Source organism: Roseivirga sp. (genome assembly GCF_965216855.1).
Classification (GTDB): Bacteria; Bacteroidota; Bacteroidia; order Cytophagales; family Cyclobacteriaceae; genus Roseivirga.
On the sequence record NZ_OZ244204.1, the window covers coordinates 2,901,379 to 2,916,030 of the forward strand.

Annotated in this window: 14 protein-coding genes; 11 read left to right on the top strand and 3 right to left on the bottom strand. The window is 42.5% G+C overall.

Annotation, left to right across the window (positions count from 1 at the left end; genetic code table 11):
- Positions 1-123: 123 nt before the first annotated feature.
- Together pafA and ACOOEY_RS12880 are read right to left on the bottom strand one after the other, a co-directional pair.
- The gene (gene pafA, locus ACOOEY_RS12875; RefSeq protein WP_420385125.1) at positions 124-1,743 is read right to left on the bottom strand and encodes an alkaline phosphatase PafA; all 1,620 of its coding nucleotides are present in this window, start codon (positions 1,741-1,743) and stop codon (positions 124-126) included.
- Between the two features lie 9 nt (positions 1,744-1,752).
- Entirely contained in the window at positions 1,753-4,404 is a 2,652-nt protein-coding gene (locus ACOOEY_RS12880; RefSeq protein ID WP_420385126.1) for a WG repeat-containing protein, read from the bottom strand.
- A gap of 105 nt (positions 4,405-4,509) precedes the next feature.
- On the opposite strand from ACOOEY_RS12880, the gene ACOOEY_RS12885 reads away from it, so the two are divergent.
- From ACOOEY_RS12885 to ACOOEY_RS12935, 11 genes are all read left to right on the top strand, one after another.
- Positions 4,510-4,821, top strand: a complete 312-nt coding sequence (locus tag ACOOEY_RS12885; protein WP_420385127.1) for a hypothetical protein — start codon at positions 4,510-4,512, stop codon at positions 4,819-4,821.
- A 72-nt stretch (positions 4,822-4,893) separates the two neighbouring features.
- Positions 4,894-5,400, top strand: coding sequence for a DUF4920 domain-containing protein (locus ACOOEY_RS12890; protein ID WP_420385128.1), 507 nt, complete (start codon positions 4,894-4,896; stop codon positions 5,398-5,400).
- A gap of 182 nt (positions 5,401-5,582) precedes the next feature.
- Positions 5,583-6,305 carry a pentapeptide repeat-containing protein gene (locus ACOOEY_RS12895; RefSeq protein ID WP_420385129.1) on the top strand — a complete coding sequence of 241 codons (723 nt, stop codon included), beginning with the start codon at positions 5,583-5,585 and terminating at the stop codon, positions 6,303-6,305.
- 174 nt (positions 6,306-6,479) lie between these two features.
- Positions 6,480-7,019 (top strand): RNA polymerase sigma factor, encoded by a 540-nt coding sequence (locus ACOOEY_RS12900; protein WP_420385130.1) that lies wholly within the window; start codon positions 6,480-6,482, stop codon positions 7,017-7,019.
- On the top strand, positions 7,019-8,257 hold the full coding sequence (locus ACOOEY_RS12905) for a hypothetical protein (RefSeq protein ID WP_420385131.1): 1,239 nt from the start codon (positions 7,019-7,021) through the stop codon (positions 8,255-8,257). The genes ACOOEY_RS12900 and ACOOEY_RS12905 overlap by 1 nt, the downstream gene beginning before the upstream one ends.
- Before the next feature lie 115 nt (positions 8,258-8,372).
- On the top strand, positions 8,373-10,007 hold the full coding sequence (locus tag ACOOEY_RS12910; RefSeq protein ID WP_420385132.1) for a hypothetical protein: 1,635 nt from the start codon (positions 8,373-8,375) through the stop codon (positions 10,005-10,007).
- 68 nt (positions 10,008-10,075) lie between these two features.
- Positions 10,076-10,864 carry a c-type cytochrome gene (locus ACOOEY_RS12915; protein WP_420385133.1) on the top strand — a complete coding sequence of 263 codons (789 nt, stop codon included), beginning with the start codon at positions 10,076-10,078 and terminating at the stop codon, positions 10,862-10,864.
- Between the two features lie 10 nt (positions 10,865-10,874).
- Entirely contained in the window at positions 10,875-11,270 is a 396-nt protein-coding gene (locus ACOOEY_RS12920) for an OB-fold protein (RefSeq protein ID WP_420385134.1), read from the top strand.
- 6 nt (positions 11,271-11,276) lie between these two features.
- A complete protein-coding gene (locus ACOOEY_RS12925; RefSeq protein WP_420385135.1) occupies positions 11,277-11,825 on the top strand; it encodes a YceI family protein in 549 nt (182 codons plus the stop codon).
- Entirely contained in the window at positions 11,818-12,693 is an 876-nt protein-coding gene (locus ACOOEY_RS12930; RefSeq protein ID WP_420385136.1) for a DUF5777 family beta-barrel protein, read from the top strand. The genes ACOOEY_RS12925 and ACOOEY_RS12930 overlap by 8 nt, the downstream gene beginning before the upstream one ends.
- A gap of 38 nt (positions 12,694-12,731) precedes the next feature.
- Positions 12,732-13,442 carry a substrate-binding domain-containing protein gene (locus ACOOEY_RS12935; RefSeq protein ID WP_420385137.1) on the top strand — a complete coding sequence of 237 codons (711 nt, stop codon included), beginning with the start codon at positions 12,732-12,734 and terminating at the stop codon, positions 13,440-13,442.
- A gap of 20 nt (positions 13,443-13,462) precedes the next feature.
- On the opposite strand, the gene ACOOEY_RS12940 is transcribed toward ACOOEY_RS12935, so the two are convergent.
- Complete coding sequence (locus ACOOEY_RS12940) at positions 13,463-14,650, bottom strand: trans-sulfuration enzyme family protein (protein ID WP_420385138.1); 1,188 nt, start codon at positions 14,648-14,650, stop codon at positions 13,463-13,465.
- Between the last annotated feature and the right edge of the window lie 2 nt (positions 14,651-14,652).

A 14,652-nucleotide genomic window follows, 5' to 3' on the forward strand; every position in this document is an offset into this window, starting at 1 on the left:
AGAAGCTCACTTCCCTCTAACTCTTCAAACGGAGGGCAAATATAAGCTTTGAATTCTTATGTAAAAATAGCGAGGCTAAAAAAATACTGTTTCTGAAAGAATCACCGGATTGATAATTTCCTCTTACTTGATAGCCTCATAAACAGGTTGTCCTGTAGCACCACTTGGCAGACGCATATTCAGCAACATGCTAATGGTGGGTGCAATGTCCGTAATATGTATTTCTCTCACCGAATTACCTGACTGAATTCCCCAACCATAAAACAACACCGGAATATGTGTGTCATAGGTCCAGGGATTACCATGGCCTGTTCCTCTGGAACCGCCTCCTTGCCAGCCTGGCTCCAGTACCATTTTGACATCACCACTTTCTTTTGGGTGATAAGCATTTTGCATTAGCTGCTGAATATGTTGATTGTAAGAGTTCCTGGTTAAGTCGATACCTGGAATGGCCATATAAATGCCAGGGTATTGCATGGCTTTTTGTGCCACGAATAATTGTATCTCATATAAGTCAATGCCTTTAGCTTTCAACTGAGCATGATCGAAGAAAAGGTCTAAACCAAAGTTTTCGATCAGTTCACCTTCACCATATTCTTTAGTAAGCTCTTCTTTTATATAATTGCTAAAGCCTCGTGAATTCAGGTTGTCATACTTAAAGCCTGACTCGTTCATTCTCTTTGAATTTTCTGCTACGGCATGATCTGCAGAAAGGAAAACCACATAATTGCCTTTGCCTACTTTTTCATCCAGCTCATTCAACAGTCTCTCGATTTCCATGTCCAGTCTGATGTACATATCTTGTACTTCTTTAGACTGTGGTCCGAAGTTATGTCCTACATAGTCCGTAGAAGAATAGCTAATAGCCAGGAAGTCAGGAATGTCATCGCTACCAAGATCTTCAACATTTAGCGCAGTCAATGCCAGTTCGGTCAGAATGGTATTTCCCCATGGGGTACTTGGCAGCATACTGAAATTGCCATTGCTGCTTCTTAGCTCTTTCAGATTATATGGAAAAGTAGGAGTGTCTTTACCTCTGAAGCCTCCTTCATAGGGAGAGTTATCTTCTCCACTCTCAGTATAGGCTGATACCGGCTTGACCAGATTCCAGGTTTCGTTCAGGTATTGATCTGCATATTTATTGTCATTGAAAAACTTCACCCAACCCGGAAGTTCATCCATGTAGTAAGAAGAAGTCATGAAGTTTCCGGTTTTGGAATCGTACCAGTAAGAGCCATCAGATAAGTGACCACCCGGTAGGGCTGAGCCTCTGTCTTTTATAGACATGGCAATGACTTTTCCCTTTTGTTGGGTAGACATTTTCAACTCATCCGTAATGGTAGAGCTGTAAAGGTTAACTGGTGAGATAAGCCCGTTGTCAGCACTTCCACCTACTGCGATTACTGACTTGTCTTCAGCGCAATAAACACCCCTTTTCAGCTTCTTGCTGTACCAGCTATTGTTCACTATACCGTGAATGGACGGGGTAGTTCCGGTGTAAACTGAAGCGTGACCAGGTCCTGTGCTGGTGTTGGAATAGTTATAGTGAGCATTCTTAGCCATAAAGCCGTCATACATCAATCTTTTGAAACCTCCATCACCAAAGTCGTTTTCGAATCTCCAGAGGTATTCCTGTTTCATTTGATCTACCACAATCCCTACAACCAGCTTAGGTTGCTCGTTTTGGGCTTTGAGGTTAAAAATCAGGCCTAGTGCAAAAATGCTGAGTACTATTCGTTTCATAATTCTTTATCAATTGCTGGGGCAAGCTATTTTAAAATACTCTTCCTGTCTGAAACTTTGTGTGAAGAGTTTATTACCCTTTTTGTCGTAATAAATGACTACATAAATGTTGGCTTCGGCAACCAGTTTTACAGCAAAGTAGATCGGGTCTTTTTGAGTGCCTAATATCTTAATGAAGGTATAGGTAGGCTCAATAATTTCACCCATGGTCTCGCTGTAAATGCCTTGTCCGCTTTCAGTATTAATGAAGAGTGTTTTGTCTTCTTCTCCAACATCAATGATTTCTAAATCCGTTATGCGTTCGTATAGAATTTCTTCATTGCGAATGTTCTCCAGAAGCCATTCATTGTCAATTCTGACTAATGCTATGGAGTCGTTGAAATAAGTTACCTCATCAAATTCGAAGGCGGTGAGTACCTTATTTTTGTTCGTGATAAATCCTTTGTAGCGTTCTTTCACTGCCAGTAAGACGGTGTCGGAGTATGGTTCAAGCAACTTTTCATATTCAGGAGCAATGTTGATTTGTCGGGCAGGATTAATCACCCCAAACTTGCCTTTGTCCAAAGTGCTTACGTAGCCATTGTCATTCGAACCAATTCCGTCATAAACAAAATTCAGCAGGTAATGACCTGTACTGTCGGCCAGGGCTGCATTGCGTTTTTGTAAGCGCAGCATATTTGGTCCAAGTGCCACTACTTCGTTGAAGGTGGCTGCCAGAATTTCACGACCATAGGCATTATAGATCTTTCTGAAGTTCTTGGTATTGGAGAGCATGAAGTAGTCATGAATGGCAGGCTCTCCGGTCTTGATATAGTTCTGAGGAACCAACAACTTATACGACCAGTCCTTCTCCATAGTCAGCTGCTTACCATTCTTGAACTGAGCCAATAACCGATTTCCCTTTTGCAACATGACGATATTTTCACCCAGAAAGGATAGCGAGTCGATACCTTCCTGTGGATCAATATTGCCCATTTGATCATATAGTTTCCACTGATCGTTTTCTCTGAGGGCCAGCCATTGCTGGTTACTCTTTACCTCTTTATACTGCCTCGTTCTTAACTGTGGATATTGATCATGTAAAATCCTTGTGCCTTCTTTGCTCTTGATTCTCCAGCCATAGGCTTCGTCATAAATGGCATAGTCACCGAATGGGATAATACTCCTTAGTTGATCATCCAGAATGGCCTCCTGATTATTTCTGCTCACCCAGATACGACCGTTGTCAAGAACGGCTACATCGTCATAGGCGAACTCTAATGGGATCGACTGGCCGTCTAATGCCGGGATTAAGATTTCGGGAGAAATGAGTGCAATGCCGTCCTCCTTTTCGAGCCACAAGAGTTGGCCAAGGGTATCTATCTGTACAAACTCATTTTCCAGGTAAGGAAGTTTGTGAATACTTTGTAAACCATAGAAGCCTCTCTGAAAAGTTCTGATCAGACTTTCATTTATTAGGGTGATTGATTCCTGAGGCTGCTCAATGATCATTTCACCTGACTTATGGATCAGTTGTTCACCAGCCTCACTCTCCAGCACAATGAACCCGTATCCTGCATCCCTGGCATTGTCAAAATCACCAGTGTAAAGCAATTGTCCGTTTCGGGCTATGATGGCACTTTGCTCATAATAGCTACCAACTACAAAATCATCTGTAATAGGCTCGCAAAGACAGTTTTTAGGGATAGCTGTGAGCTTGGTCTTTAGCTTGGACTGTCCGTCTGAATCGACAAACTCTATCTGATTATCGGTTAGCTTGGGAATCCAGAACCCAGCCTCCAGTGCCTGAACTTCTTTGATCGAGTCTGCTAACTCTGAAGAGGGGAAGTAGTTAAGAAACTCCTCACTACCATACTTTTCTTTGAAAATGTGATATATGCGTTGATAGGCAATCTGCTGGAATTCTTCTGACGGATATTCTCTTAGAAAACCTTCATAGTCAGCAATGCGATTAGAGGCTGTGGCAATTTTGAAAATCTCCGGTACGATTTCATCCCGATAGGGCGTGCCGGGAAATTCTTCCAGAAAACCTTTATAAGATTCCAGCTTACCATCAGCAGTGCGTTCCTGATAGATCAGCAGTTTGTATAGAGAATCCGCTTCGCTGAATTGCTGTGCTTCGGGAAAGGTGTCCATGAACTCTTTATATGACTCCCAGGTATGAACTGCCTGGGTACCTAAGTAGGCAATACTGTGAATACCTTCAATAGCCCGGGGAATTTGCCTGGCATCGTTATGGCGATCAATAAAGGCCTCGTAGGTATCTATGGTATGAACCTGCCTTACCATTTCGAATTTCAGGCTGTCGATCAGGTCTTTCTGCTGCTCCATATGAGCTGAATCAACCATTAGTTCATTGAGGTCTTCCAGATCTTTCGGATCAGTAACGGTTTTATACTGCCCAATGGCTTTGACTACAAAGTCATAGGCTTCATCGACATCATATTCCTGATAAGCTGTATCGGTATGTAAAACTGAATAGAGGTAGTAAGCTGCGGGATTTAAACTGTCTTTCTCCAGAGATTTGTCAAGGGCCTCAATAGTCTTTTCAATATCTCCACGTTCATACATACGGAAAGCCCGTTTCGGTATCTCCAGGCTATAAATGGAGATAAAGAGTAGTAGTGAGCTAATAAAAATGGACTGGCCTTTTTTCCTCATGTTCAACGCGTGATGGCAAAAATAATAAACCCTTTGGCATTCGGCTTGTTCAGGGCACATTGATCTCAAAGGATTTTAGCCCGAAACGTATAATTTTACCAATTCATGTCTATCAACGTTAGAATTACAGAAATCATCAAAGCCTTTGGCGATAGTGAAAGTGGCTTTGCCAAAAGATTGGGTGTTAGCTCTTCGGTGATGTTTAACATTGTCAATCCCAAAGGAAGAATGAGTTATCCTAGTGGTCCTGTTCTGGAAAAACTATTGGCGCTTGAACTTGATGGCAAACAGGTATCTGCCGAATGGCTCATGCGTGGGAGAGGAGAGATGTTTAGTGAAGGTGCTTCAATAGCTACACCAGAGGAAGCACTTGAATTTCTTAAACAGTCCATCGAAGCCTTGAGAAAAAATCACTAGTGCTGATGAAATTTGAGTCTTTATTAGTCTGAAGCACAAGTTGTTATTAAATTCGCCACAAACTAGAACAACATGAAGAAAGTATTTTTTGCAGCCCTAATGGTAATGTTGGTATGGGCTTGCCAGGAAAAAAAGGAAGAGCAACAAGAAGCAAAAGCTGATGTTGTGGGTACTTATGGTGCTGAAATTTCAGAAGAGGGTGCAATCTCTGTCAACGACATGATGGCACAGTTAAATGGTTCTGATTCAGTAATGGTAAAAGTAAAAGGTGAAATCACTGCTAGCTGCGCCATGAAAGGGTGCTGGATGAATCTGGTACTCCCTAACGGTGAAGAAATGAGAGTTACCTTTAAGGACTATGGTTTCTTTGTGCCAAAAGAAGGAATGGAAGGTAACTATGCGCTGATTGAAGGGGTAGTAACCAAAACGCTGACGGATGTGGAAACCTTGAAGCACTATGCTGCTGATGCAGGAAAGCCTGAAGAGGAAATTTTGGCGATTACCGAGCCTAAAGAAGAATTAGCCTTTGTAGCCAATGGTGTAATCATTTACAAAGGAGAACAAGAAGCGACTGAATAGTCGAATTGATAAAGAATCAGCAGAGGGCTGCTCTGGTTTATCACTGTAAGTGAGTGCCGGATCAGCCTTCTTTTTTTGCTCTCCATGCAACTATTCCCATAAGATGCCCATCCTTGTTGTATGGCTGGTGTAACGAATTCACTATTTATCAGTCTAAAGTAAAATCACAAACTAAAAAGGTCATGCAAAAACAACAACTCTTAAAAACGACACTACTAACACTTCTCTTTTGCTTATTTGCTACTTCAGCAAAGGCTCAAACCACGGTCAATGCTTCTGATATTATGGCGGCTATTAAAAAGGGAGAGGATATTAACTATACCAATGTAACTGTTGTGGGTAAGCTCGATCTCACATTTATGGAAGAAAAGCTTCCTGACTTGCCGGTGAGACGCAAATGGTGGAGAGACGGTGGAGACAATACCGTCAACGAACTGGTAGAATCCAAAATCTCATTCGTGAACTGTACTTTCGAAGATGATGTGATAGCCTATTATCATGACAATCGTTCAGAGTACACTTTTACAGCTGATTTCGAAAGAGATGTAAGGTTTGAGAAGTGCCAGTTTAAGCGTGATGCTATGTTCAAGTACTCAAACTTTGAAGGAGAGGCCATTTTTGCGGGTTCAACTTTCGATGATGAAACTACCTTCAAATATGCTGAGTTCGAATACAAAGCAGACTTCTCTAATACATTGTTCGATGAAGACGCTATTTTTAAATACACCAAGTTCAGAGATGGAGCCAGTTTTAAAGCGGCCAAATTCGAGCGCTCACTCGATATGAAATACACTAAAGTAAGAGGTGATTTCGACTTGAAAGACATGGAAGTAAGATGGGATATCATTACCAAGTATGCCGAAGTAAACGGTCGAAGCTTTTCGAGATACTTATTAGACAACTAGTCTACCTATATATAAATCAGGGAAGGCCATCAGCAATGATGGCCTTTTCTTTTTGGTTTAAGGTGGTTTTCTCCACTTTTGAAAAATTATTTTTTTGTCACGCAACCAATTCTTCATAGTGGCTGGTATTGAATAGTAAGGCCGAATAATTAAAACCAACACACCTCACAAGAAATGCTCAGAATTGAGAAACTTATAAAAGGTTGCAAAGAGCAGGACAGAGCCAGTCAAAAGGAGCTATACAAAAGTTTCTATGGTTATGCGATGGGCATCTGTATGAGGTATTCAGACTCCAAGGAAGAGGCGCAGGAAATAATGAATGATGGGTTTATGAAGGTGTTTAAACATATTAAGGGTTACCAACTCGATAAACCATTCAAACCCTGGTTTACCCGGATTCTGATTAATACGGCTATAGATAGTTTTAGAAAGAAGGAAAAGCTCATGGCCATGGAAACACGAATTGATGATTCCACAGACTTTGAGTCTCGACAATCAGTCGAAGAAGACATTGCCTATGAAGAAATACTGGAGATAGTCAGGAAGCTGCCTGCCAGATACAGGACAGTTTTCAATCTTAGGGCAATTGAAGGTTATCAGCATGATGAGATTGCCGAAATACTGGGTATTTCGGTCGGTACATCAAAATCTAATTATGCACGGGCCAAGAAGAAGTTGCAGCAATATTTGGACGTCTACTTTGAAACGATCTGATGGAAGAAGAGAGAAACGATATTGAAAAGTTCTTTATCAATCGTCTGAAAGACAAAGAATTTCCATTCGAAGAAGAGCAATGGGAGAAAATGTCTGAAAGACTGGATAATGAATTGCCGAGGAGGGTAGGTTTCTGGACCAGATTCAGAAAGGTGATTGGCTTCATTGTTATTCCGCTGCTCACCTTCTTAATTGGCTGGTATTTGCAGCCTATGAGAGGAAATCTGGAAGACACCAATGGAAAAGAGTCGGTAATTCCTGTTGTCCCTGAAGATACGCTAAGTGCCGATGTAGAGATTAAGATTGGACAGCCTTTGGCCACAGAAAGAGATGCAGATCAACATTTAAATAATACAGCTGCCAATCAAAAGCTTACAGATGAACCCACCCAAATTATTGTAACCAAAGACAGACAGACAAGCAGCTATATGACTGATGTCAGAAGTGAGGTTATGGAAACAGCCAATCCGGAAAGTCAGGTTTTGGGTGAGGGAACAGACAGACCAGTATATTTCACTTTTACAAAGGCCCCAATAATTCTGAATGCTTATGGTTTAGGAGAAGTGAATCTTCAGTATCCATATGATACAATCAATGCCCTGCGGGCCTCTGAGGAGGATACGCTGCCAAAGAAAACATGGTCAATATCTGTCATTGCAGCACCAGACTTTAACAGTACCAATTTTTCAGAACTCTATAACAGTATCGGAGAATCTTTTGGTGTCCTTGTTAGCCGACACTTCGGAGATAGACTAAGCGTTCGTGCCGGACTGGCTTTAAATAATAAGGTCTATCGTGCCGGTCAAGGAGAGTATTTACCCAGATCCGGATACTGGACCAGGGGCATTGAACCTAATTCCATTGATGCTCGCTGTCTGGTATTGGAAATTCCAGTGTCAGTGAGTTGGAAGGTATTAAAGACCAATCGGGGAGATATCTGGACAAACCTGGGCTTGTCCTCATATCTGTTTCTGAATGAAGAATATAATTATTACTACAATGTAAATGAGCCTGATCTGATTCAAGGTTGGGAAGGGAAGAATGCGAACCGGCATTTTGCTGCAGGACTAAACTTCTCCTTTACCTATGCGCATCGCCTTTCTGACAGATACTCATTAATGGTAGAGCCTTACTTCAAGACCTCTATTAAACCCTTGGGGCACGGAAATGTGAACCTCCTGTCTTCAGGGGTCAATGTGGGTTTAACCTACAACATCTTTTCAAGAGCTGACCAATAACTATATGAGCTAGGGTTAGATCTAATTTCAGTATAAGTATTTAAAAAACAGATACTTACAAAGATTTATGCTTTGTGAGAACAGAAGAACTATGCCTAATTAAAACTAATGTATAATGAAAACTAGAATTCAATTATTGCTCACAGTCTTGCTTGCTGCTTTTGTCTTGCAGGTAACAGGCTGTAAAAATGACGATGATGTAGAAACAGAACCAACTGCCGGACTGGCTTCAGGTGTTCAACTCAGTACCAATCAACAATTGGGAACGGTAATGACCGATGACCAGGGCAGGGCTCTCTATTTCTTCTCCAAAGACTTTGACGGTACCAGCAAGTGTACTGATGGATGCTCTCAGATCTGGCCTACATTTTATGTAGAGAACCTTGAGATTGGCGCTGGTTTAGACCAGGCTGATTTTGGACAAATTACCAGAACTGATGGTGAATTACAGACTACTTATAAAGGCTGGCCTCTGTATTACTACTCTTCCGCTGGAAATGGTGAAGTAGAAGCAGCCGGTTCATTCGGAGGCGAGGCCATCAACAACGTGTGGTTTACTGCTAAGCCTGACTACTCAATCATGATTGCCAATGCTCAACTGACAGGTCATGACGGGAATAATTACACCTCTAACTATACTCAGGGAGATGGTGAAACCATGTTTTTTGTAGATGCTGAAGGTAGAACACTTTACAGCTTTATGAATGATCGTTTTAACGACAACAATTTCACTGCTCAGGATTTCAGCAATAATGGTGTGTGGCCAATCTTCTTTGAAGATTTAGGTGCAGTACCATCAATTGTTAATAGCGAAGACTTTGGTTCAATCGAAGTTTTTGGACAGCAGCAATTGACATTTAAAGGTTGGCCATTATACTACTTCGGTCAGGACAATATGACCAGAGGTAGCAACAAGGGCGTCAGCTTTCCGGCTCCAGGTGTATGGCCGATTGTCAATACTTCTACAACGGAAGCCACTCCGGCTGCATCAGTAAAGCTTGCGCAGAATAGCACTTTTGGAGAAATCATGACCGACACTGATGGTCAGACCTTATACTTCTTTGCCAGAGATGCCAATGGTGCAAATAACTGCTCTGGAGGTTGTGCGGCCCTGTGGCCAGTATTCCATAAAGAAGAGATCATTCTCGAAGCGGGTAGCGATCTGAACATGGAAGATTTTAGCGAAATCACCCTATCTGACGGTACTACCAAACAAACCACTTACAAAGGCTGGCCATTATACTACTATTCACCTAATGCCAATGGTGAATTGGAAGCTACCGGTACAGTGTCAGGCGATGGTTTTAACAATGTCTGGTTTGTTGCCAAAGAAAACTATGGACTGATGCAGGCCAATGAGCAATTGGTTGGTCATGATGGTATGTCTTACAAAGGTGATTACACTCAGGGTGAAGAGATCACACTTTACTTTACTGATGATAAAGGCAGAACGCTCTATTCCTTCACCAATGATACAAGGAATGATAACAACTTCACAGCTCAGGATTTCAGCAATGATGGTGTATGGCCGATCTATTACACAGACCTGAGCCAGTTGGATCTGCCTTCTTCAATGGATAAAGCAGACTTTGGTGAAATCGATGTATTTGGCAGAAAGCAATTGACTTTCAAAGGCTGGCCTGTCTACTACTTCGGACAAGATAGCAATCGGGGTGATAATAAAGGTGTCAGTTTCCCTGCCCCGGGAGTCTGGCCTGTTATCAACAATAGCCTGACTGAGGCACAATAATTCGTTTGGCGTTTTTGGTTAGTTGACAAAAGAGCCGGGAGTCACTCCCGGCTCTTAAATAGTTAAATATGAAAGCATTAGTAAACATTTTTAGGTTAGCTCTGATCGTACTGATTGTGAGCAGCTGTGAGAATAACCAGCTCACCCCGCAATTCGATTGTGAGTCAAGTACCTTAAGTATCAGCCTGCAAAGCCAGGCTAATTCACATTGTGGTATTGCCGATGGAAGCCTTACTGTCCTGGCTTCTCTTGGAGAAGCTCCCTACAGATATTCTGTAGATGGAGATAATTTTCAGGATTCAGGAGTTTTTACCGAATTGACTTCAGGCACATATCAGGTAGTTGTGCAGGATGCCAATGGCTGTACTGCCACTACCGAGGTTACTATTCTTAATGAAGACGGACTCAACATCAATGTCAGTGTATCTGAGAGTGGTTGTGATACCTCACTGGGACAAATCAATATTGTAGCCACTGATGGTGTTCAGCCATACAGCTTCAGTATTGATGGCAGCAGCTTTACATCCACAGGTAATTTCGATCAGTTGAGTGCAGGTGAATACACGATTGTGGCCAGGGATGCTTCGGGTTGTGAGGTTACCCAGTCCGTGACAGTACTCACAGGAATCAGTTTTGGAGACCGGGTGGCCGAAATCATTTCTACGAACTGTGCCATTAGCGGCTGTCATGCCGATGCCATAAGTCCCAGAATGAATGATTTTGCCAGTATCAAACAGAATGCTGACAGAATCAGGTTCAGGACTTCACAAAAAACAATGCCACCATCAGGCCCTTTGTCAGATGATGAGATAGCGGCAATTGCCTGCTGGGTGAATGATGGCGCTTTAAACAATTAATAGAGAAATCATGAAAAGACTATTAATCATTGCCGGATTGCTGGCAGCCATTGGTGCCGGTTACGGTTTATATCAGTTTAACAGAACCTCTAACAGCACTATCAGGCAGAAGCCTGAATACATACTTAAAGCTTCTGAATTATCGACTGCTTTTGCCACTGATGAGGCTATGGCGAATGAGAAATATTTGGGTAAGGTCATTCAGGTAGAAGGCACTTTGCTTGGAAAAGAGACCGGAGAATTTTGGGTACTGACTCTAGAAGGTACCGGCCTGGTTAATATCAGGGCAGAATTACTGACAGGCAGACAGCCTGAATTAAAAGCCGGAGAGACCGTGAAAGTAAAAGGCGTATGTTCTGGATCCCTTCTCGATGTTGTACTCTCCGATTGTATCACCATAGAATAACAAACCATGAAAAACATCTTCAAAATATTATCACTATTACTTCTGATCAATTCCCTTTCATTTGCTCAAACCAGATTGATTGACAGGTCAGGTACCGTTCGTTTTTTTTCTTCAGCCCCAATGGAAGACATCGAAGCTATTAACCAATCTGCACTGGGAATTATTGAATTGCCATCCGGAGAAGTGGCAGTATCTATTCTCATTAAGGGATTTCAGTTTGAAAAGGCCCTTATGCAAGAGCACTTCAATGAAAACTACATGGAGTCCGATAAATTCTCAAAAGCTACCTTCATTGGTAAGATTGAGAACCCGGAGAAGCTACAGGAGAATGGCAAGTTTCAGGCCGATATCAAGGGTAAAATGACAGTACATGGTGTCACCAAAGAGATCACTATGAAAGCTGAGATTGAAGTGACATCAGATGCCATTCTAGTGGAGTCAAAGTTTAACCTGACAGTGGCAGATTATAAAATTGAAATCCCCAAGCTGGTCAGAAATAACATTGCCAAAGAGGTGGAGGTAACGGCTAACTTTAATTTGACAGGGCATGAATAAGCTTTGGAAACTCATGATCTTCATTGGACTGTTAACAGGGCCGATGGCTGTTGCCCAGGAAGATTTGCTGTCAATTTTAGATGAAGAATCTGATGTAAGCTCTTTCGCTGTTGAAGCGATCTTCAAAGGTACCAGACTCATTAACGGTCACACGGTAGAGACCAGAAGGCAGCACAATCTCGACTTTCTGATTTCACACCGTTTTGGTAGAATCAATGGTGGGGCTTACGAATTCTTCGGACTCGATCAGGCCAATGTTCGGCTGGGATTCGATTACGGATTAACAGACCATATTAACCTTGGCATTGGAAGAAGCTCATTTGAAAAGACCTTAGATGGCTATTTCAAGTATGCTTTTCTGCATCAGGCCACAGGATCAAAATCATTTCCTTTTTCAGCTACTTTGTTCTCCTCAGTGGCCATAAAAACGCTGAAAGAGAGAGAGTTTGAAGATCAGGTGATGTTCACAGACAGATTGTCTTATACCCATCAGGTACTGATTGCCAGAAAATTCAGCCCTTCATTTTCCATGCAGCTGATGCCTTCCTATGTGCATTTCAATACCATATATCCGGATGAAAACAGAAACGATTTGTACATAGCCGGGGTAGGGGGCAGAATGAAACTGACACCAAGGGTATCCCTGAACGTGGAATATTACTACCAACTTCAAAAGAAGCAGTCAGGATTGAAAGATGCCTTAGCGATTGGCTTCGATATTGAAACCGGAGGCCATGTTTTTCAGCTTCATTTAACCAATGCCCAGTCGATGATTGAAAAAGGTTTCCTGACCGAAACAACGGGCGACTTCTTCAATGGGGATATTCACTTTGGATTTAATATTTCAAGAACCTTTCAGTTGAAATGAGATTGAATTTGATCCTGTTGGCTGTCTTAGTCAGTACAATGAGTCTGAAGGCCCAGGTTGATACAATTTATGTCTATGGGCCTGGTGGCCCTTACCCTGCTATGGCAGAAGCTGCGCAAATGTTTAGCGAGCAGGAGCACGTTTATGTGAAAGTGATTCGTGGGCCTTTTGGCCAATGGAAGTCGGCAGCTCAGCAGAATGCCGATCTGATTTATAGCGGAGCGGAATTCATGATGACCCATTTTATTCAGGAACTTCCAAATATAGATTCGGAGACAGTAAAGCCCTTATATCTCAGGAAATCCGGTCTGCTGGTTCGTCCTGGTAATCCAAAACAGATTCACTCAATAAAAGACCTTCAGAAGAAAGGTGTCAATCTCATGGTGGTGAATGGAGCTGGTTTGACCGGAGTATGGGAGAGTATGATTGGACAGGCCAGGGACATTGATCAGCTGAAAAAACTGAGGGAGAACATTGTCTATTTTGCTGCAAATAGTAGAATGGCTAAAGCACAATGGCAGAATCAGCAGGACATAGATGTCTGGTTAACCTGGAATATCTGGCAGGTAGCCAATGCTGAACTAGCCGAGTTTGTGGAATTGGATGATCGCTACACTATTTATAGAGATTGTGGAATCGCGTTGACTAATAATGCCAAAAGTGGTGTACTAGTGGAGGCGTTCTATGACTTCCTTCAGTCTGAGGAAGTGAAGCCCATTTTCAAGAGATGGGGATGGCTTGTTGATTAGTGCTTTGGAGTTGGTTAATACTAAATCAGCTCCAAAGCCTTATCCAAATCACCGATTAAATCCTCTTTGTTTTCCAGTCCAACCGAGATTCTCATGTCTCCCAGAGAGATACCTAAACCGGCAAACTGATCGGGACTTAGTTCCTTGAGATAGCTGATGGCTGGAGCATAGATCAGGCTTTCGTGTCCACCCCAACTTACACCCAGGTGGAAGTATTTGAGTCCATTGACAAAAGACTTGATCTTGTCAAGGTCTTCAGTCTTTAATTGAAAGCCCATGAGTCCGGTCAAACCTATCATTTGTTTGGCAGCCAGTTCTCTCTGATCAAAAGATTTCGCAGCGGGGTAACGGATCAGTTGAACCTTTGGATGGCTCTCTAAAAACTCGGCTACTGCCAGGGCATTTTCCTGATGTTGCTTCATTCTGACAGGAAGTGTGCGCAGGCTTCTCAGCAGTAACCAGGCTTCGAACGGAGCCATTTTCGCCCCTATCCATTCGTATTCTCTCAGGGTAATGGCATCAATATCCTCTTTTGATCCAACCAACACTCCGGCAACGACATCGCTGTGCCCTCCAATGTATTTGGAGCAGGAATGCATTTCCAGATCAATCCCCATATCCAGAGGCTTTTGGAATAACGGGCTTGCCCAGGTATTATCAATCATGGTTTTGATCCCCCGGCTTTTGGCCAGTGTTGCTACAGCTTCAATATCCTGCAAGGAGAAAACTGCCGATGAGGGACTTTCCAGGTAAATGAGTCGGGTGTTCTCCTGAAGGGCGTTTTCAAACTCTGCTATATCTTTTCCTGAAACATAAGTTACCTCAACATTGAATTTAGGCTTGAGGTAAGCCGCTATGAAGTTATTGGCAGGGCCATATAGATTTTTGATAGTGATGATATGATCACCTGAATTCACGCAGTGCATAATTCCTGCCGAGATGGCCCCCATACCTGATGGGAATAACTGCGCTTTTTCACCATGACAAAGTGCTGCGAGCTTTTCTTCTACCAGTTTTACCGTAGGATTTTTCCCGCGGCTGTAAATGAAACTATCCAGGCGTTCGTCAAATGCTTTGTCAATATCGTCCCAACCCTCAAACGTAAAGAGAGAGTTCTGGTAGATAGGTGGTACCACTGCTCCATTAGGGTTTCTTGCCTCGTCATGGGCAAGAAGGGTTTCTGCGGATGGCTTTCCGGAATCACTCATCT

Excerpts from the sequence above, each read along its gene's own strand:
- ACOOEY_RS12935 (WP_420385137.1), top strand. The coding sequence starts at position 12,732 with ATGAGTCTGAAGGCCCAGGTTGATACAATTTATGTCTATGGGCCTGGT.
- ACOOEY_RS12940 (WP_420385138.1), bottom strand. The coding sequence starts at position 14,650 with ATGAGTGATTCCGGAAAGCCATCCGCAGAAACCCTTCTTGCCCATGAC.
- pafA (WP_420385125.1), bottom strand. The coding sequence starts at position 1,743 with ATGAAACGAATAGTACTCAGCATTTTTGCACTAGGCCTGATTTTTAAC.
- ACOOEY_RS12930 (WP_420385136.1), top strand. The coding sequence starts at position 11,818 with ATGAATAAGCTTTGGAAACTCATGATCTTCATTGGACTGTTAACAGGG.
- ACOOEY_RS12905 (WP_420385131.1), top strand. The coding sequence starts at position 7,019 with ATGGAAGAAGAGAGAAACGATATTGAAAAGTTCTTTATCAATCGTCTG.
- ACOOEY_RS12910 (WP_420385132.1), top strand. The coding sequence starts at position 8,373 with ATGAAAACTAGAATTCAATTATTGCTCACAGTCTTGCTTGCTGCTTTT.
- ACOOEY_RS12900 (WP_420385130.1), top strand. The coding sequence starts at position 6,480 with ATGCTCAGAATTGAGAAACTTATAAAAGGTTGCAAAGAGCAGGACAGA.
- ACOOEY_RS12885 (WP_420385127.1), top strand. The coding sequence starts at position 4,510 with ATGTCTATCAACGTTAGAATTACAGAAATCATCAAAGCCTTTGGCGAT.
- ACOOEY_RS12915 (WP_420385133.1), top strand. The coding sequence starts at position 10,076 with ATGAAAGCATTAGTAAACATTTTTAGGTTAGCTCTGATCGTACTGATT.
- ACOOEY_RS12880 (WP_420385126.1), bottom strand. The coding sequence starts at position 4,404 with ATGAGGAAAAAAGGCCAGTCCATTTTTATTAGCTCACTACTACTCTTT.
- ACOOEY_RS12895 (WP_420385129.1), top strand. The coding sequence starts at position 5,583 with ATGCAAAAACAACAACTCTTAAAAACGACACTACTAACACTTCTCTTT.
- ACOOEY_RS12890 (WP_420385128.1), top strand. The coding sequence starts at position 4,894 with ATGAAGAAAGTATTTTTTGCAGCCCTAATGGTAATGTTGGTATGGGCT.
- ACOOEY_RS12920 (WP_420385134.1), top strand. The coding sequence starts at position 10,875 with ATGAAAAGACTATTAATCATTGCCGGATTGCTGGCAGCCATTGGTGCC.
- ACOOEY_RS12925 (WP_420385135.1), top strand. The coding sequence starts at position 11,277 with ATGAAAAACATCTTCAAAATATTATCACTATTACTTCTGATCAATTCC.